Annotated in this window: 26 protein-coding genes; 6 read left to right on the top strand and 20 right to left on the bottom strand. The window is 71.0% G+C overall.

Annotated features, from left to right (window positions below):
• Positions 1-14: 14 nt before the first annotated feature.
• From WFQ05_RS07790 to WFQ05_RS07780, 3 genes are read right to left on the bottom strand one after another with little or no spacing between them, the layout of a single operon-like run.
• Positions 15-449 (bottom strand): rhodanese-like domain-containing protein, encoded by a 435-nt coding sequence (locus WFQ05_RS07790; RefSeq protein WP_337053349.1) that lies wholly within the window; start codon positions 447-449, stop codon positions 15-17.
• 58 nt (positions 450-507) lie between these two features.
• Positions 508-918, bottom strand: coding sequence for a hypothetical protein (locus WFQ05_RS07785; RefSeq protein ID WP_130524758.1), 411 nt, complete (start codon positions 916-918; stop codon positions 508-510).
• A 52-nt stretch (positions 919-970) separates the two neighbouring features.
• The gene (locus tag WFQ05_RS07780) at positions 971-1429 is read right to left on the bottom strand and encodes a YiiD C-terminal domain-containing protein (protein WP_337053563.1); all 459 of its coding nucleotides are present in this window, start codon (positions 1427-1429) and stop codon (positions 971-973) included.
• 16 nt (positions 1430-1445) lie between these two features.
• Between WFQ05_RS07780 and WFQ05_RS07775 the strand changes: the two genes are divergently transcribed.
• From WFQ05_RS07775 to WFQ05_RS07765, 3 genes are all read left to right on the top strand, one after another.
• Positions 1446-2213, top strand: a complete 768-nt coding sequence (locus tag WFQ05_RS07775) for a uroporphyrinogen-III synthase (protein WP_337053348.1) — start codon at positions 1446-1448, stop codon at positions 2211-2213.
• A 116-nt stretch (positions 2214-2329) separates the two neighbouring features.
• Positions 2330-3343 carry a hypothetical protein gene (locus WFQ05_RS07770; RefSeq protein ID WP_337053562.1) on the top strand — a complete coding sequence of 338 codons (1014 nt, stop codon included), beginning with the start codon at positions 2330-2332 and terminating at the stop codon, positions 3341-3343.
• A complete protein-coding gene (locus WFQ05_RS07765) occupies positions 3340-4602 on the top strand; it encodes a heme biosynthesis HemY N-terminal domain-containing protein (protein ID WP_337053347.1) in 1263 nt (420 codons plus the stop codon). Before WFQ05_RS07770 ends, WFQ05_RS07765 begins: the two co-directional genes overlap by 4 nt.
• A gap of 140 nt (positions 4603-4742) precedes the next feature.
• On the opposite strand, the gene WFQ05_RS07760 is transcribed toward WFQ05_RS07765, so the two are convergent.
• Both WFQ05_RS07760 and WFQ05_RS07755 read right to left on the bottom strand, forming a co-directional pair.
• Positions 4743-5960 carry an MFS transporter gene (locus tag WFQ05_RS07760; protein WP_337053346.1) on the bottom strand — a complete coding sequence of 406 codons (1218 nt, stop codon included), beginning with the start codon at positions 5958-5960 and terminating at the stop codon, positions 4743-4745.
• A gap of 446 nt (positions 5961-6406) precedes the next feature.
• A complete protein-coding gene (locus WFQ05_RS07755) occupies positions 6407-7687 on the bottom strand; it encodes an acetyl-CoA C-acetyltransferase (RefSeq protein ID WP_130524622.1) in 1281 nt (426 codons plus the stop codon).
• A gap of 214 nt (positions 7688-7901) precedes the next feature.
• On the opposite strand from WFQ05_RS07755, the gene WFQ05_RS07750 reads away from it, so the two are divergent.
• Positions 7902-8786, top strand: a complete 885-nt coding sequence (locus tag WFQ05_RS07750) for a hypothetical protein (RefSeq protein ID WP_130520829.1) — start codon at positions 7902-7904, stop codon at positions 8784-8786.
• 105 nt (positions 8787-8891) lie between these two features.
• On the opposite strand, the gene WFQ05_RS07745 is transcribed toward WFQ05_RS07750, so the two are convergent.
• The 7 genes from WFQ05_RS07745 to glnA form a co-directional block, all read right to left on the bottom strand.
• Positions 8892-9521 (bottom strand): superoxide dismutase family protein, encoded by a 630-nt coding sequence (locus tag WFQ05_RS07745; RefSeq protein WP_337053345.1) that lies wholly within the window; start codon positions 9519-9521, stop codon positions 8892-8894.
• A 51-nt stretch (positions 9522-9572) separates the two neighbouring features.
• Positions 9573-10160 carry a superoxide dismutase family protein gene (locus WFQ05_RS07740; RefSeq protein ID WP_130535364.1) on the bottom strand — a complete coding sequence of 196 codons (588 nt, stop codon included), beginning with the start codon at positions 10158-10160 and terminating at the stop codon, positions 9573-9575.
• Positions 10161-10272: 112 nt separating this feature from the next.
• Entirely contained in the window at positions 10273-11697 is a 1425-nt protein-coding gene (gene ntrC / locus WFQ05_RS07735; RefSeq protein ID WP_130520823.1) for a nitrogen regulation protein NR(I), read from the bottom strand.
• On the bottom strand, positions 11687-12790 hold the full coding sequence (locus WFQ05_RS07730) for an ATP-binding protein (RefSeq protein ID WP_130535363.1): 1104 nt from the start codon (positions 12788-12790) through the stop codon (positions 11687-11689). Before WFQ05_RS07730 ends, ntrC begins: the two co-directional genes overlap by 11 nt.
• A gap of 36 nt (positions 12791-12826) precedes the next feature.
• A complete protein-coding gene (locus WFQ05_RS07725; protein WP_130524756.1) occupies positions 12827-14029 on the bottom strand; it encodes an ammonium transporter in 1203 nt (400 codons plus the stop codon).
• Between the two features lie 272 nt (positions 14030-14301).
• Positions 14302-14640 carry a P-II family nitrogen regulator gene (locus tag WFQ05_RS07720; RefSeq protein ID WP_130520819.1) on the bottom strand — a complete coding sequence of 113 codons (339 nt, stop codon included), beginning with the start codon at positions 14638-14640 and terminating at the stop codon, positions 14302-14304.
• Between the two features lie 340 nt (positions 14641-14980).
• A complete protein-coding gene (gene glnA / locus WFQ05_RS07715) occupies positions 14981-16390 on the bottom strand; it encodes a type I glutamate--ammonia ligase (protein ID WP_130520817.1) in 1410 nt (469 codons plus the stop codon).
• A gap of 221 nt (positions 16391-16611) precedes the next feature.
• Here glnA and WFQ05_RS07710 point away from each other — a divergent pair, with 221 nt between their 5' ends.
• The gene (locus WFQ05_RS07710; protein ID WP_337053342.1) at positions 16612-17406 is read left to right on the top strand and encodes an undecaprenyl-diphosphate phosphatase; all 795 of its coding nucleotides are present in this window, start codon (positions 16612-16614) and stop codon (positions 17404-17406) included.
• Positions 17407-18206: 800 nt separating this feature from the next.
• Here the strand turns inward: WFQ05_RS07710 and WFQ05_RS07705 are convergent.
• The 8 genes from WFQ05_RS07705 to WFQ05_RS07670 all read right to left on the bottom strand — a co-directional run bounded on the left by WFQ05_RS07705 (position 18207) and on the right by WFQ05_RS07670 (position 25010).
• Positions 18207-18821, bottom strand: coding sequence for a YbhB/YbcL family Raf kinase inhibitor-like protein (locus WFQ05_RS07705; RefSeq protein ID WP_337053341.1), 615 nt, complete (start codon positions 18819-18821; stop codon positions 18207-18209).
• 59 nt (positions 18822-18880) lie between these two features.
• On the bottom strand, positions 18881-19909 hold the full coding sequence (locus WFQ05_RS07700) for an alpha/beta fold hydrolase (RefSeq protein WP_130520892.1): 1029 nt from the start codon (positions 19907-19909) through the stop codon (positions 18881-18883).
• A 32-nt stretch (positions 19910-19941) separates the two neighbouring features.
• The gene (locus WFQ05_RS07695; protein ID WP_130520811.1) at positions 19942-20736 is read right to left on the bottom strand and encodes a lysophospholipid acyltransferase family protein; all 795 of its coding nucleotides are present in this window, start codon (positions 20734-20736) and stop codon (positions 19942-19944) included.
• Between the two features lie 91 nt (positions 20737-20827).
• A complete protein-coding gene (locus tag WFQ05_RS07690; protein ID WP_130520809.1) occupies positions 20828-21259 on the bottom strand; it encodes a hotdog fold thioesterase in 432 nt (143 codons plus the stop codon).
• 27 nt (positions 21260-21286) lie between these two features.
• A complete protein-coding gene (locus WFQ05_RS07685) occupies positions 21287-23296 on the bottom strand; it encodes a phospholipase D family protein (RefSeq protein WP_306994917.1) in 2010 nt (669 codons plus the stop codon).
• Positions 23293-23886 carry a YceI family protein gene (locus tag WFQ05_RS07680; RefSeq protein WP_228257928.1) on the bottom strand — a complete coding sequence of 198 codons (594 nt, stop codon included), beginning with the start codon at positions 23884-23886 and terminating at the stop codon, positions 23293-23295. Before WFQ05_RS07680 ends, WFQ05_RS07685 begins: the two co-directional genes overlap by 4 nt.
• Positions 23877-24353 carry a histidine phosphatase family protein gene (locus tag WFQ05_RS07675; protein ID WP_130520807.1) on the bottom strand — a complete coding sequence of 159 codons (477 nt, stop codon included), beginning with the start codon at positions 24351-24353 and terminating at the stop codon, positions 23877-23879. The genes WFQ05_RS07680 and WFQ05_RS07675 overlap by 10 nt, the downstream gene beginning before the upstream one ends.
• A gap of 27 nt (positions 24354-24380) precedes the next feature.
• Positions 24381-25010, bottom strand: a complete 630-nt coding sequence (locus WFQ05_RS07670) for a ParA family protein (protein WP_130520805.1) — start codon at positions 25008-25010, stop codon at positions 24381-24383.
• Between the two features lie 128 nt (positions 25011-25138).
• Here WFQ05_RS07670 and WFQ05_RS07665 point away from each other — a divergent pair, with 128 nt between their 5' ends.
• Entirely contained in the window at positions 25139-26626 is a 1488-nt protein-coding gene (locus WFQ05_RS07665; RefSeq protein WP_337053340.1) for an AAA family ATPase, read from the top strand.
• The last annotated feature ends 110 nt before the right edge of the window (positions 26627-26736 follow it).

Raw genomic sequence — 26736 nt, 5'->3', positions numbered from 1 at the left:
ACGCGTGTTCAGTGTCAGGCGCGGCCCTTGACCAGCGGCAGGTCGACGGCCTGCCAGGCCCCGACGCCGCCATCGAGCACATAGACCTTGGCGAAACCGGCCTTCTTCAGCTGGGCGGCGGCGCCCGGCGCGGTCTGGCCGCTGCGGCAGACCAGCACCACCGGGCGATCGCCCGCGCCGGCCAGCAGCTTGTGCTTGGGGTCGAACTTGCCGGCCAGGTTCTTGCTGCCGGGGATGTGGCCCTTCTCGAAATCGCCACTGGCCGACAGATCCAGCACCAGCGCGTTGTCGTTGTTGATCAGCGCGGTCAGCTCGCCGGGGCGCACGCCCTTGTAGCCGCGGAACAGGCGCATGACCTCGGTGACGAGGATCGCCAGGGTCAGGCCCACCAGGGCCATGGACAGCATCGCGTTGTCGGCGGCGAAAGCCTTGAGTTGTTCGAAATTCACGGCAGGAAAGCGTCGGCTGGGCGCGAAAAGGCCGGCGATTGTCGCACAGCCCCGGCGACTATTGCCCCTGCCAGAGGTCCGGCAGGCCGTCCTGCAGCCACCACTGCTCGGCCGCCGGGTCCCAGCGCCAGCGCTCGCGCACCCGCACGGTGCGCTCGGCCATGGTGTGGCGGTTGACCACGCGCACGTCGACCATGCGCGCCACCGTGCCGTCGGGTTCGCCGGCGCTGCCGATCTCGCTGTAGCCGGTGATCTCCACCTGCTGGTAGCGCGAGAGCTCCAGCGCGCTCAGCCCGGCGCCCTGGCGGGCCTCGGGGTCGACCACGCTCCAGGCCTGCTCGAACTCGCCCCAGCGCATCGCCTTGGTGAACAGGGTCTGGGTATCGGTGAGCTTGCGCTGCTTGGCGCGGTTGCTGATGGCCTCGGCCGGGCCGGCGCTGGCCAGCACCAGCAGCGCGGCCAGCAGCATCCACAGAAGTCGTCCCACGTGCGTGTGTCTCCCCAGGCGTGAACGAAGGATGCTACCCCTTTGCCAGGGCGACGTAGCGGCCGCTCAGTTCGGCGGCCACGCCGCCGTCGGGCAGCAGCACCTGGGCCAGCAGCGGGGCGCGCGCCTTGCCGCGGCGGCGGAAGGTGTCGATGAACTCGGCCCAGTCCGCCTCCGGCGCCAGCCAGGCCTGAGCGGCCAGGTCGTGCAGCAGCGGGGCGCGGTAACGCACGGCGCTGTCGGCCACGTAGACCTCGGCCCCCAGGCCGGCCTGGCGCAGGCGCAGCGTGGTCAGCGCCCAGCCGGCCAGGGTCATCAGCGCGACCAGGCTGCCGCCGAAGGCGGTGCCCTTGTCGTTGACGTTGGCCGCCAGCGGCGCGCTCATGTGCAGACGCGTGCCGTCGAAGTCGCGCAGCGCGATGCGCATCGCCACCACCGGCGGCATCTGCGCGCAGGTCGCGCGCAGCGCGTCGAGCAAGGCGTCGTGATCCATCGCGTACTCTTGATTCATGGGCCAAGGCAAAGCGCGCGCATGGTACGTCATCTCCCTGCGGCCTCAGGGCGGCCACGCCGCGCTGCGCCAGGCCGCCGCGCGTGTGGGCGCCGGGGTGATCGCGCTCTCGCCGTGGTCGCTGGCGGCCTGTACGGATGCACCGGCGCGGCAGGCCTGGGACGCGGCGCGGGCCTGCGAGGTGGTGGTGTTCACCAGCCCGGCGGCAGTGCGCTTCGCCCACGCACTGGCGCCCATCGCCGCGCGGCCCGGCCAGGTGCTGGTCGGCACCGGCAGCGGCACGCGCGCGGCGCTGGCAAGGCTGGGGCTGGAGGCCGTCGCGCCTGCGCGCATGGACAGCGAGGGGCTGCTCGCGCTGCCCGAACTGGCCGCGCTGGACCAGCGCCCGGTCGGCCTGGTCACCGCGCCCGAGGGACGCGGCACGCTGGCCCCCGCGCTGCGCAGGCGCGGCGCGCAACTGCACCTGGCCGAGGTCTATCGACGCCAGCCGATCCCGCTGTCGACGCGCGCCCTCGCCCGGCTCGATGCGCTGGACGCGCCCGCCTGCGTGCTGGTGACCAGCAGCGGCGCGCTGGGCGAGGTGTTCCAGCGCCTGCCAGGCCATGCGGCCGCGGCGCTGCGCGCGCAGCCGGCCATCGTGGCCAGCGCGCGGCTGGCGACCGTCGCGCTGCAGGCCGGGTTCGAACACGTGCTGCAGGCCGAAGGCCCGCGTCCTGCGCAGCTGATGGCCACCGCACAGGCCATGTACTCACATCGCTTGGGCTAGCATGCGGCCGATCCCGCCGCGCCTTCACGCGCCTGTTCCACGGCTTCTTTGTTGGAGTGCCCCCCTTGAACGATGCCATCGCCAGCGCCGAGTCCGACACGCGCCCGCGCCGCCGCATCTGGCCCGCCCTGATCGTGCTGCTGCTCATCGCCGCCTTGGCGGCCGTGGGCTGGTACGGCTGGCAGCAATGGCAGGGCTGGCGCGCCGCGCAGGAAGGCCAGATCCAGCGCCAGCTGGCCGCGCTGGACCAGCGCATCGATGTCCTGCGCGGCGATGCCCGCGCCCAGGGCGAGCGCATCCAGGACGCGGCCGCCACCAACCGCGTGCTGCGCGATGAAATGCTCGGCCTGAGCCAGCGCGGCGCCCTGCTGGAAGACACCGTGGCCAAGCTGGCCGACTCCACCCGCCAGGGCGCCACCGCCCTGCGCCTGGACCAGACCCAGCTGGAGCTGCAGCTGGCGGCCCAGCGTCTGAACATCGCCGGCGACCTGGCCGGCGCGCAGCAGGCCTACGCCCTGGCCGCCGACACCCTGGCCGGCCTGGACGACCCGCGCGTGCTCAATCTCAAGCAGTCGCTGGAACAGGAGCGCGCCGCAGTCCTGCGCCTGGGCGCCGGCCCGAAGGCCCAGGCCCTGCAGCAGCTCGACGCCGCCAGCGCGGCATTGGCCCAGCTGCCGCGCCAGGTGCCGGTCGATCCGGCCGCGCGCCCGGCCTGGCAGCGCGTGCTCGCGCCGCTGGTCGATGTGCGTCCCAGCGGCGCGCGCGTGGCGGTGGTGCCGGCCCAGCGCGCCGCCTTCGACAACGCCCTGCAGCTGGAACTCACCCTGGCCCGCGCCGCCGCCGAGCGCAACGACACGGCGGGCTTCCGCGCCGCGGCGCTGCGCGCGGCCGGCTGGATCCCGCGGCTGTGGCCGGCCACGCCGCAGGCCAACGCGCTGGAGCGTCAGCTGCGGCAGATCGCGGCCCTGCCGCTGCAGCCGCAGATTCCCGAACTGGGCAGCACCCTGGCCCAGCTGCAGGCCCAGCGCGGCAAGGCGACCAGCACCGCGCCGGCGCCGCCGGCACCGGTGCCGGCACCCCCTCCACCCTCCGCGCCCACCGCGCCGGCCCCAACGGAGACCACGCCATGAAGATCCTGCGTCTTGTCGTGATCGTGCTGGTCCTGGTCGCCCTGGGCGTGTTCGGCGCGCAGTGGCTGGCGCGCGATGAGGTCCGCGACTGGGGCGAGGTGTTCGTGCGCGTGGGCGGCTACGACGTCACCGCCACCGTGCCGGGCGCGATCCTGGCGCTGGTCCTCGCCGCCGTGCTGCTGTGGATCGTCTGGACCCTGCTGGCCCTGCCTTTCCGCGCCTGGGGCCGGCATCGCCGCAAGCGCGCCCGCGCCCAGCTGATCGAAGGCCTGGAAGCGGTCCAGCACGGCCATTGGCTGCGTGCGGAGAAGCTGCTGGACCGCGCCGCGCAGGACCCCGAGGTCGGCAGCGCGGCGCGCATCGCCGCGGTCCGCGCCGCGCAGGCGCGCGCCGACGCGCAGGCCCTGGAGCGCCATCTGCAGGCCCTGGCCCAGCGCGATCCCACCGCCCACGCCCTGCTGCTGGCCGACGATGCGCTGGCCGCCGGCATGCCGACCCAGGCGCTGGTCGCCCTGGACGCACCCGGCGCCCAGCCGCTGCCGCCGCGTGGCCTGGCGCTGCGCGCGCAGGCCCTGGCCGAGGTCGGCCGCGCCGGCGATGCCTGGGGCCTGCTCGGCCCGCTGCGCCAGCACAAGGCGCTGTCGGCCCCGGACTACGCCCAGCTGGAAACGCGCCTGGCCGCGCAGTCGCTGGAGCAGGCCGGCGACGCCAATGCGTTGGCCGAGCGCTGGGAACTGGTGCCCAAGGCCCTGCGCACCGAACGCGCCGTGGTGGCCGCCTACGCCACCCGCGCCGCCGCGCTGCGCTGGGACGATGCGGCCACCCATGCCCTGGAACATGCGCTGGACAGCCGCTGGGACGAAGACCTGATCGCCCTCTACGGCCGCCTGCCGGTGGGCAAGCTCGATTCGCGCCGGGCCAGCGCCCAGCGCTGGCTGCAGGCCCATTCCTACAGCCCGGCGCTACTGCTGACCCTGGCCCGGCTGGCGCGCCAGCAAGGGCAGTGGCCGCAGGCGCAGGAGTTCCTGCACCGCGCCCTGGCCCAGGGCGGCGGCGCCGAAGCCTGGGAGGAACTGGGCCACGGCTACGCTGCCGCCGGCGAGGACCTGCTCGCCCGCCGCAGCTACGCCAACGCCCTGGCCGCCCAGCGCGGCGAACTGCCCGCCACCGCGCCCGACCGCGACCTGCGCCAGCAGATCCACGACCAGGCCGTCACCGAGACCCGCGACGAACACGGCCTGCCGCGCCTGCCCGAGTGATGCGTCAGCCGCGTGGGTGACGCGGCTTGAACTGGTTACGCAAGCGGCGCATCAACACTGAGCTCGCTCGCCGTCGCATCCGTTCGGCTCGCCATGGTTTCGTCGAACACGCCGCTGCGCGCGGGGCCCCGAACGTGGCGTCAGCGCAGCGTCCCAGCTGCCCTGCGCGCCAGCAGCGCGCTGGCCGCTGCCGCGGTCAGGGCCGCGACGCCGGCCAGCAGGTAGATCGCGCCGAAGCGCCAGGCCAGCGCGAGCGCGCCCGCCAGCGGGCCGGTGATCGCCAGCGCCAGGTCCAGGAATAGCGAGTACAGCCCCAGCGCGGTGCCACGGTTGCTGTCGCTGACCCGGCGCACGGCTTCCATGCCCAGCGACGGGAACACCAGGGCGAAGCCCGCGCCGGTGATCGCCGCGCCCACCGCGGCCAGGGCCGGCAGCGGCGCCAGCCAGATGCACAGCAGGCCGGCGGCCTCCACGCAGAGCGAGACCACCGCCACGCGGTAGCCGCCGTGGCGGTCGATCACGCGCGGGAAGACCAGCCGCACCGACACGAAGGTCGCCCCCAGCAGCGTCATCGCCAGCGCCGCGTGCGGCCAGCCGCGCTGGGCGTAGTACAGCGCGATGAAGGCGGTGATCGCACCGAACCCCACCGACGCCAGACCCAGACACAGCCCGAACGGCAGGACCCGCGCCAGCACGCGGCGGGCCGGGATATGTTCGCCCGGCACCGGCCGCACGCCGTGCCGCGGCAGCACGCAGGCCAAGGCGGCCAGCGCCAGCACGACGGTCAGCGCGCCCAGCGCGGCCAGACCGAAGCGCTGGCCCAGGGCCACGCCGACCGGGGCCGCCAGGGCCAGCGCGCCGTAGGTGGTGACGCCGTTCCACGAGATCACCCGGCCGGTGTGGACCGCACCGACCGCGCCGATCCCCCAGATGATCGTGGCGGTGGTGATCAGGCTTTCGCCGCAGCCCAACAGCAGGCGCCCGACGAACAGCACCGCCAGGCTGGCCGCCGGCCAGGCCACCATCAGCGCGGCGGCCGCGGTGCAGGCGCCCGCCAGCGCGCACGCGCCCAGGCCCAGCAGCACCGAGACCTTCGGCCCGCGCCGGTCGCATAGGCGCCCGGCCACAGTGCGGCTGAGCAGGGTGGCGACGTACTGCAGGCTCACCGCCAGGCCGGCCAGCACCGTGCCGTAGCCCAGCGTGGTGTGGACGAAGCCCGGCACCACCGCCAGCGGCAAACCGACGCAGAAATAGCCGACGAAGTTGAACACCACGACGCTCAGCACGCGGCGGGTGAGGCGCGAAGGCACCGCGGCGGCGGCATCTGCAGGCGTCAGGGAGGCGGGTGAATCGTCCAAGGCGATACGCGGCGGCCCGCGCGAGGTCATGCGCGCGCCGGCAAACGGGGGGAGGGCCTGGACATGATGCGCCTGGCAGCCGGTGCACGCCGCACCGGCCTTGCCGAATTCCAGTCAGCGGCGCGTGCGCTGTGGGCACGGACACGTGCCTCGGAAGCGGCATTCAGGGGCACGCTAGTACTTGGTCGTGCTAGTGGCCCCCGCCCGCTCGGGATCGGGCTCGGTGGGAGCCGCCATGGCGGCGAGGGGCTCTCCCGGAAAAGCCCCATCGCCGCCATGGGGCTCCTACCTGTAGAGCGGAGCTCGCTCCGCTGCTCTTCGTTCGGTTCTTGGGGTAAGGCCCCAGCGGAGCGAGTTCCGCTCTACAGGCGGGCAGCTGCTGGGTTTGAGGAAACAGTTTCTCCCCCAAACTTGCTGCGATTAGCGGGGAAAAGCGGAGCAGCCCCTCAGCGCTCGACGATGGCGACCACGCCCATGCCGCCGGCGGTGCAGATCGAGACCAGCGCGCGGCCGCCGCCGCGCTGGGCCAGCTCCTTGGCCACCGTGCCGATGATGCGCGCGCCGGTGGCGGCGAAGGGATGGCCCGCGGCCAGCGAGGAGCCGTTGGGGTTGATCTTCTCCGGATCGATGCGGCCCATCGGACCGGGCAGGCCGAGGCGATGGGTGCAGTACTCCTCGCTCTCCCACGCGCGCAGCGTGCACAGCACCTGCGCGGCGAAGGCCTCGTGGATCTCGTAGATGTCGAAGTCCTGCAGGCTCAGGCCATGGCGCGCCAGCATCTGCGGCACGGCCACGGTCGGCGCCATCAGCAGGCCCTCGCCGTGAACGAAATCCACCGCCGCGCTCTGCACGTCCTTCAGATAGGCCAGCGGCGTGTGGCCATGCGCGGCCGCCCATTCATCGCTGGACAGCAGCACCGCCGCCGCGCCATCGGTCAGCGGCGTGGAGTTGGCGGCGGTCAGCGTGCCGCGACCGGAAGTCTTGTCGAACGCCGGCTTGAGCGTGGCCAGCTTCTCCAGGGAGGTGTCCGGGCGCAGGATGTTGTCGCGGCTCACCCCGCGGAACGGCACGATCAGATCGTCGAAGAAGCCGCGCTCATAGGCTGCGGCCAGCTTCTTGTGCGAGGACACCGCCCAGGCGTCCTGCGAATCGCGCGAGATGTTCCACTCTTTGGCCATGTCCTCGCAGTGCTCACCCATCGACTTGCCGGTGCGCGGTTCGCCCACGCCAGGGAACTCGGGCTTGAGTTCGGAAAAGCGGAAGCCCTTGAGCAGTGCGCGCGCCTTGTCCTTGGGCGTCTTGGCGCGGTTGACCTCGAGCAGGCGTGCGCGCAGCTTCTTGCCGTAGACGATCGGCACGTCCGAGGTGGTGTCCGAGCCGCCGCCGATGCCCGCCTCGATCTGCCCCAGCGCGATCTTGTTGCCGATGTGGGCGATGGTGTCCAGGCTGGTGCCGCAGGCGCGTTGCAAGGTGATGCCGGGAGTCAGCGGCGACAGGCCGGAGGACAGCGCGGCCTCGCGGCCCAGGTTCCAGTCGCTGGAATGCTTGATCACCGCGCCCATGGCCACCTCGCCCAGGGTCTGCCCGTGCAGACCGAAGCGCTCGACCAGCGCGCCCAGGGTGCGCACCGACATGCCCAGGTTGCCGACATCCGAATACGCGGTGTTCTGGCGGCAGAAGGGGATGCGAACGCCGCCGAGGATGGCGACGGGACGGGCGACTGGCATGGGAAGACCTCGGTGGACGGCCATGTTCAAGGGAGACCCGCACATGCGCAGGCGTATGGTGGAAGTGTAGCGGCGTCGTTCGACGCCTGTCATTGCGCGTCAACGACCTTCTCTGCTGCGCCGTGAACAGCACGTGCGCGTTCATCGTGTCGCGGCGGTCACCCGGCAGGTGGCTAGAATGCCCACAGATTGCATTGGCCTTGCTGTTCCTTCCATGACCCACCCCAACGAAACCGCGCAGGTGATGGGCCTGATCGCCCTTGAGCTGGCCGGCGGCGCCCCGCCGCGGCAGCCCGCCCTGCCCCAGGCCGAGGCCGGCGCGCTGGCCGAGAAGATCGCCCGCGACCTGGCCGGCCTGGTGCCGCAGGTGACCGCGCTGGAGCTGACCCTGGCCGCCGCGCACTTCGACCCCGCCGAGGCGCTGCGCCCCGGCTGGCCGCTGCATCGCCGCCTGGACGAGCTGCGCCAGCGCGCGCCGGGACGCGATCAGGGCCCGCGCGTGATCGCCTTCGGCGCGGCCAGCGATGGCCAGGTGCCGATGCCGTTCCAGGCCGACCCGGACCTGACCGGTGGCGCGCTGCGGGTGCTGCCGTTCCTGCTCAGCGGCACGCCGGAGGATGTCGATGCGGTCGGCGAGGCATTGGAAGAGGTGCTGATCGAGCGCGGCATGGCCGGCGCCGACACCGCGCTGCAGTTGCAGGACGGGCTGGGCGCCAAGGTCGAGCATGTGCGCTTCATGACCCTGCACGACCTGGCCGCGATGATGGCGCTGCAGTACCAGCACCAGCACCTGGAAGGCCTGTGGCCGGTAATCGAGACCGCGCTGCTGGCGCCGGACGAGGAGCAGTGGCTGGACGCGCCGCCCGAACCGCTGCTGCGCTATGCCGATGGCCAGGTTCAGATGGCGCTGCTGGACGCGGCCACCTGGAAGTCGCGCAACACGCCGGGCACCGACGAGCCCGAGCGCCTGGCCCGCGCCTACGAGCACTATCTGATGCGCAAGCGCCAGCTGGCCGCGGTGCTCGAGGCGCACGGCATCCCCGTCACCTACGTGCACTGCCCGGGCGAGGGCGACCTCTGCGCGCACCTGCGCAGCTGAAGGCGGCTTTCCTGCCCGCGCAAAAGAGAAGGCGCCCAGTGGGCGCCTTCTTTCTCCCTGCGGACCTCGCGGGCGCACGCATCGCGCCGCCCGCGATGGCGCGGCTTACATCGCCGCCGGCGCGGCCTCGATCACGCCGCAGGCCAGGCGGCCACCGGCATCGCCGGTCGGCTGGGTTTTGTAGTCGTCCGGCTTCTCGTGGACGATTACGCCCTTGCCGACGATGTCGTACTTGTCGCCCTTGCCGATGTCGGTATTGGCCGAGAGCATCTGGTCGATGGTCACGTTGCCTTGCGCGTCGGCGGTGATGTTGTTGCTGTCGCCGGCGTGGTGGGTCGGCGCGGTGACCTGGCCGTGATCCACGCCGTCGGGATTGAAGTGGCCGCCGGCGCTGCTGCCGTCCGGCGCGCTGCAGTCGCCCTTCTCGTGGATGTGGAAGCCGTGTTCGCCCGGGGTCAGGCCGGTCAGCGTGCCGGTGACGTGCACGCCGCCTTCCATCGCCATGAAGTTCAGCTCGCCGGCGACCTTGTTGCCCTTGGTCGGCTTGAGCGTGGCCTTGGCCGAGGCCATGGCGGTGGTGGCCGGCGAGCTCGACGGCGGCGTGTTCTCGGCCGGGGCCGAGCTGGCCGCGGGATCGCTCACCGGCGCGGGCGCGGCCTCGGGTTCGGACTTGTTGCACGCGGCCAGGGCCAGCACGGTGGCGGCACACAGCAGGGTTTGGGTCAGTCGCTTCATCGGAACGCTCCTCGTGTTGCTTCTAGGGAATGCGCGCCATGAGGCACGCGGTCAACGGATCGCCTGGATCACGCCACAGGCCACCCGCGCACCGGACTTGCCCGCCGGCTGGGTGGCGTAGTCGTCGGGGTCTGCATGCACCACCAGCGCGCGGCCGAGAATGTCGTTGGGCGCGCCGCCGCCCAGGGTGACCTCGCCCAGGCGCGTATCGACCCGGGCCACGCCTTCCAGATCGGAGGTGAGGTTGTCCATGTCGCCGGCGTGGTGGGCGCCGATCTTGGCGTTGCCGTGCGGCTGGTGGGTGGGATTGAAGTGTCCGCCGGCGCTGCTGGCATCGACCGCGCTGCAGTCGCCGACCTCGTGCACATGGAAGCCGAAACGCCCCGACGGCGGCAGGCCGCCGATGGTGCCGGCGATGCGCACGCCGCCGGCCACCGGGCTCAGCGTCAGCTTGCCGCTGACCAGGCTGGCCGAGGCCGAGCGCATGATCGCCTGCGCCTCGTGGACCGTCGCCTGGGCGGGCACGACGACCGGAGGCGCGGGCTTGGGCGCCGGTGCGCTGCTGCAGGCCGACAGCGCCAGCGCCGCGCCCGAGGCGAGGGCCGGCAGCAGCAGGCGATGGAAGCGGTGGTGAGGCATCGGGCCGCCACGCTATCGGCGGCGGCGTTCAGTTGCAATGAAGTTGGGTACAAAGCGCGCGGCGGCGCGGTGACCATCGCGTCATCGCATCGCCGTCCCTGCCCGCACGCAATCAGCTGCGACGGCGCCCGGAACCCAGCTTGCGTGTGATCGTGTTGCGGCCCACGCCCAGCCTTGCGGCGGCATCGGCACGACGCCCGTTGGTGAACTGCAGCGCCGCTTCCAGCAGGGCGCGGTCCAAGCGCGTGCGCGCCTCGGCGTGCAGGCCATCGGCACCTTCGGCCAGGCGCGCGCGCGCCCACTGGCCGAGCAGCGCGTCCCAGTCGGCGGCATCGCGCGTGGACGACCTGGCGCCATGTGGCAGGGCCTGTTCGACATCGCCCACGGTGATGGTATCCGACGGCGCCAGCGCGGCCAGGCGCCAGCACACGTTCTCCAGCTCGCGCACATTGCCGGGCCAGTCGTGAGCGCGCAGCGCCTCGCGCGCGGATGGGGCCACGCGCTTGGCCGGCATGCCGAGCTTGGCGCAGGCCTGGGCCAGGAAGTTCTCGGCCAGGCGCGACACGTCGCCGCGGCGCTCGCGCAGCGGCGGCAGCTGCAGGCGCACCACGTCGAGGCGATGCAGCAGGTCGGCGCGGAAGCGGCCGGCCTGCACCAGGCCTTCCAGGTCTTGGTGGGTGGCGGCGATCACGCGCACGTCCACGCGGATCAGCTCGCGCCCGCCGACGCGGAAGAACTCGCCCTCGGCCAGCACGCGCAGCAGCCGCGTCTGCAGCGGCAGCGGCATGTCGCCGATCTCGTCCAGGAACAGCGTGCCGCCGTCGGCCTGCTCGAAGCGGCCGATGTGGCGCCGCTGCGCGCCGGTGAACGCGCCGGCCTCATGGCCGAACAGCTCGCTTTCCAGCAGCTCGGCCGGAATGGCCGCGGTGTTGAGCGCCACGAACGGCTTGCGCGCGCGCGGGGACTCGTTGTGCAGGGCGCGCGCGACCAGCTCCTTGCCGGTGCCGGTCTCGCCGGTGACCAGCACCGACAGCGGCGCCTGCGCCAGGCGGCCGATCGCGCGGAACAGCCCGCGCATGGCCGGCGTGTCGCCGATCAGCTCCGGCGTACCGTTGCGCGTCTCCGCCACCGGTTCGGCGACGGCGGCCTCGCTTGGCTCCAGGCTGGGCAGCGCGCGCGCGGCCAGGGCCACCGCATCGTCCAGGTCGAAGGGCTTGGACAGGAACTCCTGCGCACCGCCGCGGAACGCGCCGGCGGTGCTGGCCACATCGGTATAGGCCGACATCACGATCACCGGCAGGCTCGGATGCGCGTGCTTGAGCCGGTCCAGCAGCTTGAGGCCGTCCTCGCCGGGCATGCGCACGTCGGTGAACAGCAGGTCCGGCACGCCGCGCGTGCCCAGTGCCTGCAGCGCCGAGGCGGCGCTGTCGAAGCCGTCCACGTCGTAGCCCGCGTCGCGCAGCGCGGTGGCCAGCACGAAGCGGACCGAGCGGTCGTCGTCGACGACCCAGATGCGCTGGCTTTCCTCAGTGGGCATGGCGTCCCTCCTCGGCGGCATCGCGCGATTGCGGCAGCAACAGGGTGAAGACGGTGTGCCCCGGGCGCGAGCGGAAGCCCAGCGAGCCGCGATGCTCGCGCGCCACCTGCTGGGCCAGCGCCAGGCCCAGGCCGCTGCCTTCGGCGCGGCCGCTGACCAGCGGCAGGAACAGGTGCTCGGCCAGCTCCTCGGGCACGCCGCGGCCGTCGTCGATGATCTCCAGCCGCAGCGCGCGCGCATGCAGCTGATCGTGGATGCGCAGCCCGTGCTCGACGCGGGTGCGCAGGGTGATCAGCGCGGCCCCGGCCTGCATGGCGTTGCCCACCAGATTCCACACCGCCTGGGTCAGGCGGTCGGCGTCGCCGTGCAGCTCCGGCAGGCTGGGGTCGTAATCGCGCTGCAGGCGGCCGTGCCAGGCGCCCTCGGCCTCGGCCAGGCGCAGCACGCGCTCGAGCACGGCGTGGATGTTGAGCGCGGCGTGCGGGCGCTGCGAGGTCGGCGACAGCAGCCGGTCCAGCAGGGCATTGAGCCGCTCGGCCTCGGACTCGATCAGGCCGATCAGGGCGCGTTCGTCCTCGTTGTCCGCGCGGTTCTGCGCGCGGCGCGAGAGCAGCTGCGCGGCGCCCTTCAGGCCGGCCAGCGGGTTGCGCAGTTCGTGGGCCAGGCCGCGCAGGGCGGCGGCCAGCGCGCTGGGCATGGCCTGGGCCGGGTCCAGCGCGGGGAAGTCGTCGACCGGATGGGCTTCCAGCAGCCAGCCGCCGGTGTCGGCACGCGAGAGCCAGCCCTCGGCGAAGCGCGCGGCCCCGCCGGGGAAGCCCAGGGCGACGCGGTGCAGGCGCAGCAGGTCGCGGTCGGTATTGCGGAGAAAACGGGCCATGGCATCGCCATCCATTTCCAATGCGGCCAGGGGGCGTCCGACCAGGCGGCGCTGGCTGACACCCAGCCAGCGCGCGAAGGCGGCATTGACGCCCAGGACCGTGCCGGCGGAATCGGCCCAGGCCACCGGCGTGCTCAGCGCGTCCGGGGTGGGAATCTCGCTCACAGCGCGTTCCGGGGGTTCGGGAAGCGGGTCCGTGGAGTCCGGCGGCAGCATTGCACCATCTTAGTGCAATGCCGCCGCCGGGCGCGGTCAGGCCTCGTAGGCCGCCTCGCCATGCGAGGTGATGTCCAGGCCCTCGCGTTCGGCGTCCTCGCTCACGCGCAGGCCGAACACCAGCTTGGCAATCGCGAAGCCCACCACGGACACCACGCCGATCCAGGCCACGGTGATCGCCACGCCCTCGATCTGGATCAGCACCTGGTGCGGGATGGAGTAACCATCGCCCTTCACCCCACCCAGCGACGCGGCCGAGAACACGCCGGTCAGGATGGCGCCGACGATGCCGCCGATGCCGTGCACGCCGAACACGTCCAGCGTGTCGTCGGCCTTGAGCAGCTTCTTCAGGCCGGTGACGCCCCACACGCAGACGAACGCGGCGATGGCGCCGATGGCGATCGCGCCGAACGGACCCACCGTGCCGCAGGCCGGGGTGATGCCGACCAGGCCGGCCACCGCGCCGGAGGCCACGCCCAGGGCGGAGGACTTGCCCTTGAACAGCTTCTCGGCCAGCGCCCAGGCCAGGATCGCCGCGGCGGTCGCCAGCATCGTGTTGAGGAAGGCCAGCGCCGCGCCGGCGTTGGCTTCCAGGTTGGAACCGGCGTTGAAGCCGAACCAGCCCACCCACAGCAGCGCCGCACCGACGAAGGTGTAGGTGACGTTGTGCGGCCGCAGCGCGACCTGGCCGAAGCCGATGCGCTTGCCGACGAAGTACGAGCCCACCAGACCGGCGACACCGGCGTTGATGTGCACGACCGTGCCGCCGGCGAAGTCCAACGCGCCGCGCTCGAACAGGAAGCCGCCGGTCGCCCAGACCATGTGCGCGATCGGCAGGTAGCCGGCCGTGAACCAGATCAGCGCGAACAGCAGCACCGCGGCGAACTTCACGCGTTCGGCGAAGGCGCCGACGATCAGCGCGCCGGTGATGCCGGCGAAGGTCAGCTGGAAGCAGACGAACACCTGCTCGGGCAGGCTGACGCCCTTGGTGAAGGTGGCCGCCAGCGTCTCGGTGGTCACGCCCTTGAGGAAGAGCTTGTCCAGATTGCCGATCCACTTGCCGTCGCCCGAGAAGGCCAGGCTGTAGCCGTAGGCGACCCACAGGATAGCGATCAGCGAGAACACGGTGATGACCTGGATCAGCACCGAGAGCACGTTCTTGGCGCGCACCATGCCGCCGTAGAACAGCGCCAGGCCGGGCACCACCATCATCAGCACCAGCAGCGTGGAGGTCAGCATCCAGGCCACGTCGCCCTTGTCGACGATCTCGGCTGCGGGTGTGGCCGTGCTCGCGGCGGCGGACGGCGCCGCGACCGGTTCCGGCGCGGTGTCCGCCGGGGCGGTGGTGGCCGGGGCTTCCGTGGCGGCAGGCGCGGTGGCTTCCTGCGCGGCGACGGTGGATACGGTACCGGCGGCCAGCAGGCCCAGCGCGGCGGCCGCGCACAGCACCTGCAGGCGGGTGGTCAGGGCGGAGAGCAGACGAGTCTTCATGGGGGGTCTCTCCGGAAGGGTTAGAGCGCGTCGGCGCCGACTTCGCCGGTGCGGATGCGGATGACCTGGTCGATCGTGGTCACGAAGATCTTGCCGTCACCGATCTTGCCGGTGCCGGCGGCCTGCTGGATGGCCTCGATGACCGCATCCAGACGCTCTTCGGTGACGACGGTTTCGATCTTGATCTTCGGCAGGAAATCGACGACGTACTCGGCGCCGCGATACAGCTCGGTGTGGCCCTTCTGGCGGCCGAAACCCTTCACTTCCGTGACGGTGATGCCCGAGACGCCTGTCTGCGACAGCGCCTCGCGGACTTCGTCCAGCTTGAAGGGGCGGATGATGGCGGTGATCAGTTTCATGCACATTCCCCGATGATGGTTGGAGCGTCCGGCGCGGGGCCGGACAAAAGAGCGGCGCGATAAGCCGAATCGAAGGTGGTCGCCGGCATCGCGCCGGCGCCACGATGAAGCGCCCAAGGGCCGCGTCGAGCGCGCGGGAGCAAGGACCCGTGCGTACGACGTGGGAGGGAGGGCGTGCGGCCCATGGGCGTCTTCGATGACGCGTCCCCAGCACTGCATGGTTCACGGCCGCCCCAGCGTGGCATTGCGGCTTCCGTCGGCCGTGCACCGGAAGCGCTCAGGTGAGGTGCAGCGATGGCAGTGGGTGGGAGGGGGGACCCACCGCCATCGCCGCGTTTGCTCAGTTGGCGTAGTACAGCTGGTACTCGAGCGGATGGGTCGCCGCGCGGAACTTGGTGACTTCCTGCATCTTCAGGTCGATGTAGCCGTCGATCAGGTCGTCGGAGAACACATCGCCGGCCTTGAGGAAGTCGCGGTCGGCGTCCAGCGCGGCCAGGGCCTGGTCCAGCGAGGAACAGACCTGCGGGATCAGCTTCTCTTCTTCAGGCGGCAGATCGTAGAGATCCTTGTCCGAGGCCGCGCCCGGGTCGATCTGGTTCTTGATGCCGTCCAGGCCGGCCATCATCAGCGCGGTGAAGGTCAGGTAGCCGGACTGCAGCGGATCGGGGAAGCGGATCTCGATGCGGCGCGCCTTCGGGCTGTTGACCCACGGGATGCGGCACGAGGCCGAGCGGTTGCGCGCCGAGTAGGCCAGCATCACCGGCGCCTCGAAGCCCGGCACCAGGCGCTTGTAGCTGTTGGTGCCCGAGTTGGCGAAGGCGTTGATCGCCTTGGCGTGCTTGAAGATGCCGCCGATGTACCACAGCGCCATCTGCGACAGGCCGCCGTAGCCGTCGCCGGAGAACAGGTTGGTGCCGCCCTTGGCCAGCGACTGGTGCACGTGCATGCCGCTGCCGTTGTCGCCGACGATCGGCTTGGGCATGAAGGTGGCGGTCTTGCCGTTGCGGAAGGCCACGTTCTTGATGATGTACTTCATCATCAGCAGCTCGTCGGCCTTCTTCACCAGCGTGTTGAACTTGGTGCCGATCTCGCACTGGCCGGCGGTGGCCACCTCGTGGTGGTGCACCTCGGTCTCGATGCCGACCTGCTCCAGGGTCTTGACCATCTCGGCGCGGATGTCGTGCAGCGAGTCGGTCGGCGGGACGGGGAAGTAACCGCCCTTCACGCCCGGACGGTAGCCGCTGTTGCCGCCTTCGTACTTGGCCGCGCTGTTCCAGGCCGCCTCTTCGGAGTCGATCTTGAAGAAGGTGTTGCCCATCTCGTTGGCGAAGCGCACCGAGTCGAAGATGAAGAACTCCGGCTCCGGGCCGAAGAAGGCCACATCGGCGATGCCCGAGGACTGCAGATAGGCCTCGGCGCGCTTGGCCACGCCGCGCGGGCAGCGCAGGTACGAGGTCATCGTCGCCGGGTCCAGCACGTCGCAGGTCAGGTTGATGGTCGGATCGGCGTAGAACGGATCCAGATAGGCCGTGTCAGCGTCGGGCATGAGGACCATGTCCGATTCGTTGATGCCCTTCCAGCCGGCGATGGAGCTGCCGTCGAACATCTTGCCTTCCTCGAACAGGCTGGGCTCGACGATGCTCGCCGGGAAAGTCACGTGCTGCTGCACGCCGCGCAGGTCAACGAAACGCAGGTCGACGAACTCCGCCTTGGAGTCCTTGATCAGCTTTTCGACTTTGTCGACGGACATCTTTGCTCCTCGAATCGGTGGTGAGGTGGAATGTGTGACGGCCTTATCGCAAGCCGCGTGCCAACCCGGAGGGCGCGCTAAGTCCCTGTTTTCTCTACATCCTCTTCACGCCGCGCACCAACCGGATGCACTTTGAAGGTGCATCGATTGAAACTAGCACCTAAAGCGTGCAAATGCGATTCGCCTTATGCTTCGGCCTCCCCCACGTTGCGCCCTGTCCCATGTCCGAACTCCTGGCCGCGCTGCTGCTCGGCATCCTCGAAGGCCTCACCGAATTTCTGCCCATCTCCAGCACCGGGCACCTGCTGATCGCCCAGCACTGGCTGCCGCGGCAGACCGATTTCTTCAACATCGTCATCCAGGCCGGCGCGATCATCGCGGTGGTGCTGGTGTTCCGGCAGCGGCTGGTGAGCCTGGCGCTGGGCTGGCGCGATCCGGTCCAGCGCGACTACCTGTTCAAGCTCGGAACCGCCTTCCTGGTCACCGCGGTGGTGGGCCTGGCGGTGCGCAAGCTGGGCTGGGCGCTGCCCGAGACGGTGACCCCGGTGGCCTGGGCGCTGATCATCGGCGGCATCTGGATGATCGTGGCCGAACGCCTGGCCGAGCGCCGCGGCGACAGCCCCGACGTGACCTGGACGGTGGCGGTGCTGGTCGGCCTGGCGCAGGTGGTGGCCGGCGTGTTCCCCGGCACCTCGCGCTCGGCCGCGGCGATCTTCATCGCGATGCTGGCCGGCACCAGCCGGCGCTCGTCGGCGACCGAATTCGCCTTCCTGGTCGGCATCCCGACCATGTTTGCCGCCAGCGGCTACACCTTCCTGGAGCTTGCCAAGGACGGACAGCTGGGCCAGGTCGACTGGACCGCGGTGGCGGTGGCCTTCCTGGCCGCGGCCGTGACCGGCTTCATCGTGGTGCGCTGGCTGCTGGGCTTCATCAAGTCGCACCGCTACACCGGCTTTGCGGTGTATCGCATCGTGCTGGGCGTGGCCCTGCTGCTGTTTCTGCCCAGCGGCGCCTGAGCCGCGGCAACCGATGAAACGAAAAGCCCGCGCGATGCGCGGGCTTTTTTCTTGCCGGAGCGCATCACCCAGATCTGTCGATGACATGCGCGCTGAGCCTTGAGCTCACTTCGCCGACCAGCCTCAACCCAGCGGGGCACGGCCCTGGGCTCGGTCCGACCTACCCAGATCTGTCGATGACACGAGCGCTGAGGCTTGAGCTCACTTCGCCGACCAGCCTCGACCCGGCCGGGCACGGCTCCTCGGCTCGGTCCGCCATCCCTGGCGGACTCGCCGCCGCGGGCCATCCATGGCCCGCTCTCCGCGCGCCCGGCCGGGTCGAGGCTCCGCGAGCGTGCAGATCAGGACTTCTTCCAACGAAGGCATTGCGCAAGCGCTGTGCCCCCTCCCTTTCGCCGCAGGCGAAGGGGAGGGCCGGGGTGGGGTGCTGTTGCTCTTCGCTTCTGTGGCTTGCCCGGGAAAGCCACGACCCCTCCCTATCCCTCCCCTGCGCTGCGCGCAAGGGAGGGGGCCTCAAGTCGATCATTTCCCGTCACTGATCGCGTTGTGCGCATAGGCGAGTGTCTCGAGCGGCTGCGCAAACCGAAGCCCTACAACCTGACGCGCGAGGCAGCGGTCCGGCGGGCGGGGGCCGCGCCTAGCGAGGCAGGACGCCGAGCGCCCGAATCAGGGCAGGATGCCCTGATTGAGGGACAAGCGGACACCGCCCGCCGGACCGCTGCCCTGCCGAAGCCAAGAACGCCAGGCGCCGCGACCCGTCACTCGAGAGAAGAACATTCCTCGCAACAGACGCAGACAGCTCAGCCCGCCAGCTTGGGGTTGAGCGTGTAGGTGCCGACCCACTCCGCCTGCCCCAGCACATGGCCTTCGATCGCCTTCAGCAAGTCCTGCCCGGTGAACGCGCCCTCCACCGGCACGCGCTCCAGGTCCAGCGCGTACAACCGGAAATGGTAGTGATGCAGGCGCGCATCGTTGTACGGCGGATAAGGCCCGTCGTAGCCGAAGTACTGCCCGGCCAGCTGCGCATTGCCCTCGAAATAGCCGGTGTAGTCGTTCAGCCCCTGGCGCGCGCCGGACGGACCCTCAGGCGTGCGCTTGCCGCCGGCGACGAAACCATCGGCACAGCTGCCCGCCGCCAGCGCCTGCACCTGGGCCGGGATGTCGACCATCACCCAGTGATAGAAGTCCTGCCGCGGCTGGTCGGCCGGCACCTCCATGTCATCGCGGTTGGTGGTCTCCGGCACCGTCGGCACGTCCGGATCGACCACGAGCAGCGCGAAACTGCGCGTGCCGGCCGGCGCCTGCTCCCAGGCCAGGTGCGGATTGCGATCGGGCGCGAAGCCCTGGGCGTCGCCGCCGGCGAACTCGGCCGGGATCGGGGCGCCGTTGGCGAAACTGTCGCTATGGATGCGCATGGCAAGTCTCCGTATCGAAGGGAAGCTGGGAAGACGGCGCGCCGGGCGCGGCGCGGACGCTAGTCGCGGGTGAGCCGATCGGTCACCCAGCGCTCGCCGAACCCGTCGCAGTGCGCGTTCTCGATGAAGCCGCAGTGGCCGCCCCAGCGCGCCACTTCCAGCGCCACGCTGGCCGGCAGCTGCCAGCGGGCGAAGTCGGCGAAAGGAATCACCGGATCGTCCTGAGCCATCAGGATGTGCGCCGGCACGGTCATCTCCGCCAGCCGGTTGCCGGCGATGGAATAGCCGTCCAGATAGTTCTCCAGCGTGCCGAAGTCGGTCTCGTGCTCGACCATCCAGCGGGTCAGCTCGCGCACGCTCAACGACAGCACCGTGTCGTCGTAGACATGGCGTTCGGGGAACAGCTGGCGCTTGATCTCCAGCGAATGGCGCCACTTGCGCTGGAAGTACCAGTGGTACAGCGGCAGGCCCTGCTCCATCCCGGTCAGCGTGGACTGCGGGTCCAGCACCGGGCACACCGCGGCCACGGCCTTGAGCGGCAGCCCGAACGCCGGCGCGCGCAGCGCCACCCGCAGCGCGAAGTTGCCGCCGAGTGAGTAACCGGCCGCGACCATCGGCCGCGACGGGAACCGCTGCGCCACATCGCAGGCCGCGTGCAGCACCTCGGGCAGCAGGCAGGAGTGGAAGATGTCCTCGTTGAGGTGGTGGGTCTGGCCGTGGTCGCGGAAATTCAGCCGCACCACCTCGTAGCCGGCCTCCAGCAGGCTGGCGGCGGTCATGCGCATGTAGCTGGATTCCGAACTGCCCTCCCAGCCGTGCAGCAGCAGCGCCAGGCCGCGCACCTCCATGCCAGGCACGATGCTGTGCCAGCCCTGCAGGCGCACGCCGGCGCCGCCGTCGAAGATGTGCTCGGTGCTGACCGCGCCCATCGCCTGCAGCCGGCGCAGACCGCGCCGGCGGCGCAGGTCGCTCGAACTCAGGATCGACTGCAGATGCGCGTTGCGCAGCCAGCGCGGCGGCGCGTAGCTGCTGGCGCTGACAGGCGCCTGGCCCACGTCGGACTGCGCCGGCGCCAATGAAGCGCCCATCAGGCCCGCGCGTGCGCCGAAGCCCAGCATGCTCAGGCCTCCATCGCCGCGACGATGCGCGCCCGGGCGGTGTCGGCGATCTGCCGACGACCCTGGACCTGGTCGGGGAAGATGGGTTCGAGGAAGCAGATCTCGGCCACGCGCGAAGGTTCGCCCAACAGGCGTAGAAAGTTCGCGAAGAAGCTCTCATGCGGGCCGAAGGCCACCACCTGCTGCGCATCGCCGCGCACGCCGTAGCGTAGGGCCACCGGCTGCACCGGCACGGCCGCCTCGACCGCCGGCTGGAAGATGCGCGCGTGGAACGGGCCGACCTCGCTGCCGTCGCGGGTGCGCCCTTCCGGGAACACCGCCACCGGGCGGCCTTCCTTCAGCCGCTCCAGCATCGCCTCCATCACCCCGCCCAGCGACTCGGTACTGCCGCGCTGGTGGAAGATCGTCTCCCCGCGCTGCGCCAGCCAGCCCACCACGGGCCAGCCGCGGATCTCCTGCTTGGCCACGAAGCCGACCATGCGCTGGCTGTGCACCATCTCGATGTCCACCCAGCTGACGTGGTTGGAGACGAACATCACCGCCCCCTGCAGCGGCGTGCCGCTGCGACGCAGGCGGAAGCCGAAGATGCGCATCAGCGCGGCCGACCAGTGCTCGACCGAGAACTGCTTGACCGTGCGCCCGCGCAGCGGCAGGCCCGCCCACAGCGGCACCATGGTCAGCAGCAGCAGCGGCAGCATGACCAGCACGTGGATCAGCAGCAGCGGCGTGCGGAGCAGATAGCGGAAGGCGCGGCCGGCACCGGGGGCAGCAGGCGCCAGAGAGGGGGACGGACTCATCCGGGCAAGATACCGGATGGGTCCGGGGCCGGCTACAACAGCCGGCCGGAAGCAGCGTTGCGCCGGGCCGGCGCGCGGCCCGCGCGGCGGATCAGGCCGCCGGCTTGGGCACCACCGCCAGGGTCAGGCGCGAGACGCACACCGGCTTGCCGCGCTCGTTCTCGATGCGGATGTCCCAGACCTGGGTGCTGCGGCCGATGTGGATCGCGCGCGCGGTGCCGGTGACGGTGCCGGCGCGCTCGCCGCGGATGTGGTTGGCGTTGATCTCCAGGCCCACCACGGCGTGCCGCTCGGGATCGAGCACGCTCAGGCCGCCGGCCAGGCTGCCCAGCGTCTCGGCCAGCACCACCGAGGCGCCGCCGTGCAGCAGGCCGAACGGCTGGTGAGTGTGCGCGGCCACAGGCATGGTGCCGCGCAGCCAGTCCGGGCCGGCCTCGGTGATGACGATGCCCAGGTGGCCGACCAGGTTGCCGGCCGACATGGCATTTAGCGCGTCGATATCGACGGGGACGCGGAAAGTCATGGCAGTGTCCTTCTAAAACGTGAAGCGTCAGAGGATCGGCACCAGGCCGGCGCCGAAGGCGATCAGGATGCGCGCGTACAGCCGCTTGGGCCCGATGCTCACCTCGGGGAAGTCGCCCACCGACTTGTAGCAGGCGTGGAACATCGGATCCTTGACCGGCAGCGGGCCCGGGCACTGTTCGCTGGGCACGAATTCGTAGCTGGTGGCATAGCGCCAGGGCCAGATGTCGAACACCGGCAGCGCCGAGGACACCTTGTCCAGGCTGTAGTTGATGCCCGAGAACACGCCCGGCTTGGGCCGGGGCGCGATCACCCAGGAGTTCTCCGGCTCGATGTCGCGGCGGATGCTCTGCTCCAGCTGCTGGGCGAAGGCGCGGTTGGGGATCACCACCACCGCCTCGGTGTTGTAGTCGAGCGAGCGCGGGTCGAAGTTGTGCGTGCCGATGACCGCGATGTCGTCGTCGATCACCATCGACTTGGCATGCAGGCCCATGCGCACGCCGGCGCGCTTGAGCGGCAGCGGATCGCTGTGCGGGCCCTTGCTCAGGAACGAGGGCCGGCCCTCGGCGCGCTGCAGGCGCCGGTCCACGCGGTTGCGTTCGCGCGCGCGGCGCGTGGCGCGGTCCTGCTGCTCGTCGCGGTCCACCATGCCGAAGGGCCGGCTGCCGGGCATCGAGGTGCGGATGGCGGTGCTGCGCGGCACGTCCTGCTCGGGCATCGGTGCCGGTTCCTGCCCGGGCAGCGCCACCGGCGGCACCGGCAGCAGCGTGGCCACGTCCACCGGCGCGTCGGCCGGGAACGGCTTGTATTCGTAGAGCTGGAAGCCGAGCTCGCGCAGGTACATGCGCTTGTACTTGGCCGACACCGAATACACGATCGGATTGTCGGTGGCGGCCAGGCTGTTGGTGGACACCACCACCGCCGGCGGCACCGGCCGCGTGCGCAGGCCCTTGAAGAAGCGCTTAGCCTGCTTGGACATGATCAGGTACGGCGTCTGCATCAGGATCTCGTCCTGCGCGCGGGTCAGCAGCGTGCCCAGCTCCCAGTCCGAGGGCGCGGCGGTCTCGGGATCATCGGCGCGATGCTTGCGCGGGGTGTCGGCCACGTAGCTGACCGTGCCTACTTCCAGCGCGCGGTCGACCAGGCGCTGCTGGATCACCTCCGGGTCGCTGGCGTCGGCGCCCATGTCGGCGACGCGGTCCGGGCGCTTGAACGCCTCCGGCGGCATCGGCGGCACGCCTTTCTCGAGCAGCGTGCGGCCGACATCGCTGAGCCGCTCGGCCGGGATGCTGCGCGGCGCCTCCCAGAACTGGTCGAAGCTGCGCCCCATGTCCGCGCCTTCCGGGCCTGCGATCAGCACGTCGCGGTCGCGGAAGTTGTATTCCGAATCCCAGTCGTAATAGTCGTCCTGGTAGTTGCGCCCGCCAGTGATGCCGACCGCATCGTCCACCAGCAGCAGCTTGGTATGCATGCGCTGGTTGAAGCGCCGGAAGCAGCACACCACGCTGGCCGCATAGTCCAGGTAGCCCGGCACGGCCTGGTTGAAGGTCGGGTTGTACAGGCGCAGGGCGAAGTTGCGGTGCGCGCCGGACAGCGCCGCCAGCATGTCCAGGTTGGGGATGGCGGTGAGCTGGTCGATCAGCACCCTCACCTGCACGCCGCGGCGCGCCGCAGCCAGCAGCTCGTCCAGCACCAGCCGCGCGCTGTCGTCGGTGTCGAAGATGTAGGTCTGCACGTCGATGCTGTGGCGCGCGGAGCGGATCAGGTTGAGCCGCGCCAGCAGCGAGTCCTCGCCGCGGTCCAGCAGCAGCGCGTAGTGGCGCGGCACCTTGGGCGTGGAATCGGCGCGCGCCTTGTCGGCCAGATCGCGCAGCGCGGAGGGCTCGGCGCAGGCGTTGGCGGCCTGGCAATCGATCACCTGCGAACGGGCGGCCTGGGCGATCTGCACCGCGCGTGCATGATCGGCCTGGGACAGGCTGGCGCAGCCGCTGCCCAGCAGGGACAGCAGCAGGGCGAAGGCCCCCAACAGCTTCCTCAAGGTTTGGGCTCCCGCTCCGGTGCCTGCACGCGCGCGCGCAGCAGGAATTGCACCTTGTCGCTGAGCGCCAGCCGGAAGCCGTCCATGTCGTAGTCGCTGCGGCGCACCTCGCCGGACAGCACCACATCGCAGTCCACGCCAGGGCGCGCACAAGGCTCGGGCGTGACCGTGAGGGTCTCCGGGCGGCGGATGCCGCGGATCACCAGCTCACCCTCGAGCTGGCCGCCGCCTTTGAGCACCGCACTGTCATAGGGGTAGGACACGAACACCACTTCCGGCCATTTCTCCGCATCGAAGAACGCGCTGCCGCGCGCCCACTGCGCATAGCGCGTATGGTCGCCGATCTGCACGTCGGCGGTGTACATGTGCAGGGTCACCTGGTGTCGGCCGTCGGGCAGCACGTGCACCACCCCGTCGTAGCGCGGGAAGTTGCCTTCCAGCGTCTGCCCCCAGCGCGTGGACAGCGCGAATCCCAGTCGCGTGTGCTGCTTGTCCAGCGGCATGGTGCGCGACTGCGCGGCGGCGGCGGTGCAGAGGGTCAGCCCGGCGCCGAGACAGAACCGGATCCAGGCCTTCGCCTTCACGGCCACCAGAACGCCGACAGGCTCGCCGCGCCCGGTTCGATCGGGCCGTCCTCGGCGAAGGTCAACACGACCACCGAGCCGGTGGGCATGCCGCGATAGTCGCTGGTGCTGCCGCTGTGCAGCAGCGCCGCCAGCTGTTCCAGCCCGGGGTTGTGGCCCAGCAGCAGCAGGCGGTCGACATCGCGGTGCGCATCGGCCAGGCCGATCAGGGTGCCGGCGGTGGCCTCGTAGATGGCCTGTTCCAGGCGCTGTTCGACGTAGCCGGTTGTGGCCAGCACCGCTTCGAGCGTCTCGCGGGTGCGGCGCGCGGGCGAGCACAGTACGCGGTCGGGGATCAGGCGCTGGTCCTTGATCCAGCGGCCGGCCGCCTCGGCCTCGGCCTGGCCGTGCGGGGCCAGCGGGCGGTCGAAATCGGACTGGCCGGGCAGGGCGGGCTCGGCGTGGGCATGGCGCAGGAGGATGAGTTCACGCATGGGACGACCTTATCGGGGGCTGCGTGATCAGACCGCATCCAGCCAGGCGAGCAGCGGCTGCCAGTCCTGCTGGTGATCGCGCACCTGCAGGGAGTGGTAATCGAACAGGCTGCGTCCCAGCCCGGCCATGACCACATAGGCCTGGGTATCGCGCAGGGTGGCGACCACCGGATAGGGCCACTCTCCCATCATCTCCAGCGCCTGCTGGGCGGTGTGGGTCCAGGGCTTGGCGCGGTTGAGGACCAGGCCCACCGGCAGCTTGCGCTTGTGCACGCGCGGGACCTTGGACAGCGAGTTGAGGAAGCCGACGGTGGCCTCGATGTCGAGCCCTGAGGGCAGTACCGGCACCACCACCGCATCGGCGGCGTCCAGCAGCGCTTCCAGCTCATCGGCCATGGCGCCGGCGCGGCCGTCGGCGATCACGGTCTGGGTGTCGGCCGGCAGCCTGGACGCCCACTTCTTGCCGGTGCCGCTGAGCGGCAGCACGGCGCTGGGAAGCTCGGCGCGGCGCTGGGCCCAGCGCGTGGCCGATTCCTGGGGATCGGCGTCCACCAGGACCGTGCGCTGGCCCTGCAGGGCGTAATACGCGGCCAGGTTGGTGGCCACCGTGGTCTTGCCCGCACCGCCCTTGGAACTGGCGACCAGGATGGTCTTCATGCGCTCACGCCTTCGCACTCGTCCGGGAAGCCGGAGCGTACACCGTCGGCCGTGAAAGCCACCAGCCGGCCTCCGGCCCGTGGCGAGGGTTGGCTCTGCTATGTTCGCTCGCCCCGCAAGGAGTGCCCATGAGCGAGCTGAAGGACCTGACCGCGCTGATCCGCGCCGGAACGCCGCTGATCGTCATCGAGACCCAGGACGAGGCGCGGGTGGTGGACCTGTTCCGCCAGTCCCTGGCCCAGGTCTGGCGCGCGCTCTATCGCTGGTCGGCCACCGAGGGCCTGCGCCGGCTGGACATGGACCGCGAGGATGCGGCCGAAGGCGCGCCCGAGGCCGGTGCGGCCCTGCAGGCGATCAAGGCGGCCGAGCAGCGCGGCGTCTACCTGCTGCTCGACTTCGCCCCGTATCTGGAATACGCCGGTCACCAGCGCCAGCTGCGCGACATCGTCCAGCGCCGCCATTGCCAGCCGCACGTGGTGGTGCTGGTCGGCGCCCGGGTCGAGTTGCCGGAAACGCTCGAGCCGCTGGCGGTGCGCTTCAGCCCGCGCCTGCCCGATGCGGCGGCGCTGCTGAAGATGCTGCGCGAGGAAGTGGCCGCCTACCCGGCCGAGAACGGCGGGCGCCGGGTCGAGGTGGACACCGCCGCGGCCCAGCAGATCATCCGCAACCTGGCCGGGCTGGACCTGGTCGACGCGCGGCGCATCGCGCGCCACCTGATCTACGACGACGGGGTGCTCGGCCCCGGCGATCTGCCGCAGCTGGCCAGGCTGAAGTTCGAGCTGCTCGGCCGCGGCGGCCAGCTGCAGTACGAATACGACGGCACGCGGCTGGACGAGGTGGCCGGCGCCGACCGGCTCAAGCGCTGGATCGCCCAGCGCCGCAGCGTGTTCGCCTCCACCACGCCGCCGCCGGGCCTGGACCCGCCGCGCGGCATGCTGCTGCTGGGGGTGCAGGGCTGCGGCAAGTCGATGCTGGCCAAGGCCACCGCGGCCGGGTTCGGCGTGCCGCTGCTGCGCCTGGACATGGGCGCGCTGTACGACAAGTACCACGGCGAGACCGAGAAGAACCTGCGCAAGGCGCTGGCCGCGGCCGAGCAGCTGGCGCCGTGCGTGCTGTGGATCGACGAGATCGAGAAGGGCCTGGCCAGCAGCGGGAGCGGCGAGGATGGCGGCGTGTCCAGGCGCGTGCTCGGCAGCCTGCTGACCTGGATGGCCGAGCGCAGCGCGCCGGTGTTCGTCGTGGCCACCGCCAACCAGGTCCACGAACTGCCGCCGGAGCTGCTGCGCAAGGGACGCTTCGACGAGATCTTCTTCGTCGACCTGCCCGACGCCGACACGCGGGTCGAGCTGCTGCGGCTGCATCTGGGCCGACGCAGGCTGGTGGCCGAGGACTTCGCCCTGCCTGCGCTGGCCGCGGCCAGCGACGGCTTCTCCGGCGCCGAGATCGAGCAGGCCATCGTCTCGGGCCTGTACACCGCACACGCCGAGGGCCGCGCCCTGGACACCGACGGCCTGATGCGCGAGATCCGCACCACCCGCCCGCTCTCGGTGCTGATGGCCGAGCAGGTCCAGGGGCTGCGCGACTGGGCCCGCGGCCGCACCGTGCCGGCACACTGAGGCGCGGGTGCGCGCCGGCGGCCAGGCGCGCCGCTGGGCCCAGGTGGGGTGAACCGCGTGGAAGACGCTACCAATCCTCACTCATTTCCCTGTAATTTCAAATACTTGTC

Source organism: Pseudoxanthomonas sp. USHLN014, from assembly GCF_037153335.1.
GTDB lineage: Bacteria > Pseudomonadota > Gammaproteobacteria > Xanthomonadales > Xanthomonadaceae > Pseudoxanthomonas_A > Pseudoxanthomonas_A winnipegensis.
This window is presented reverse-complemented; position numbering and strand designations above follow the sequence as displayed.